Source organism: Pseudomonas sp. FW305-28, assembly GCF_017351395.1.
Classification (GTDB): Bacteria; Pseudomonadota; Gammaproteobacteria; order Pseudomonadales; family Pseudomonadaceae; genus Aquipseudomonas; species Aquipseudomonas fluorescens_AA.
The window spans coordinates 1-1,073 of sequence record NZ_JACNDD010000297.1 but is presented as its reverse complement, the minus strand read 5'-3'; the positions used below and the strand labels follow the sequence as shown (position 1 = coordinate 1,073).

Here is a 1,073-nt window from a genome sequence, read left to right as displayed (position 1 = left end):
CCACCACTCGGTGCCTCGCCTAGGCTCGGCATGCCTGAACGAAGGCATTGCTCCGTGGGCCGCCGCGAAGGGCCATCCATGGCCCAGCGCGGCTAACCCGGCATCCATGCCGGGTTGCCCACTGCGCAATACCTTCGTTCAGCCAGCGTGGTTAATGGGGCGCCAAGATCAACGTCCACCGCGAGGCGGCCTAGTAGCCGACCTGGTTCTTGGTGGGACCGCGTTTTCCCTGTGGGAGCGAGCTTGCTCGTGAAGAGGCCGGAGCATTCAACATCTTCAACGACTGTGCCATCGTCTTCGCGAGCAAGCTCGCTCCCACATTGGATCGGAGTCCAGATGCCAGAATCAGGTCGGCTGTCAGGCCGCCATCGCGAGTAAGCTCGCTCCCACAGGCTCTTCATCCAACCAATCGACCCTTTTTGCTGTTCGATAATCGCCCAAAACCCGCAAACGGCAATTGAACCGATCCCGGGCCGCCCTTCACCATCCCTCGCACAAAACCAATAACAACAGGTTCGACGCCATGCCCCTACGCCCCGCCTCGCCCGGCTGATCCCCGATCGCCCTGACACCCCTGGCTCCACCCTTACCGCCTGCACTTCAAAACGTGCGGCAACGACCCGCTTCGTCCACAAAAAATAGAGACAACGCCCATGAAGCCCACACAGCACTTGTTCCCCAGCCTCATTGCCGTCGCCCTGAGCGGTACCGCCCTGCCCGTCCTGGCGGCGGAATCGGGGTTTGTCGAAGATGCCAAGGCCACGCTGAACCTGCGTAACTTCTATTTCAACCGCAACTTCACCAACCCGAACAACGCCCAGGGCAAGGCCGAAGAGTGGACCCAAAGTTTCATCCTCGACGCCAAGTCCGGGTTCACCCAGGGCACGGTCGGTTTCGGCGTGGACATACTGGGGATGTACTCGGTCAAGCTCGACGGCGGTCGCGGCACGGCGGGTACGCAATTGCTGCCGGTGCATGACGACGGTCGCCCGGCCGACGACTTCGGCCGTTTGGGCGTGGCCCTGAAGGCCAAGGTGTCGAAGACCGAGCTGAAGGTCGGCGAGTGGATGCCA

The 1,073-nt window shown here is 62.0% G+C and carries 1 protein-coding gene; it reads left to right on the top strand.

From position 1 onward, the window contains the following. Positions 1 to 653 precede the first annotated feature (653 nt). Positions 654 to 1,073 (top strand): OprD family outer membrane porin (locus tag J4E53_RS30490; protein ID WP_207268290.1); only part of this gene is annotated, 420 nt, incomplete at its 3' end.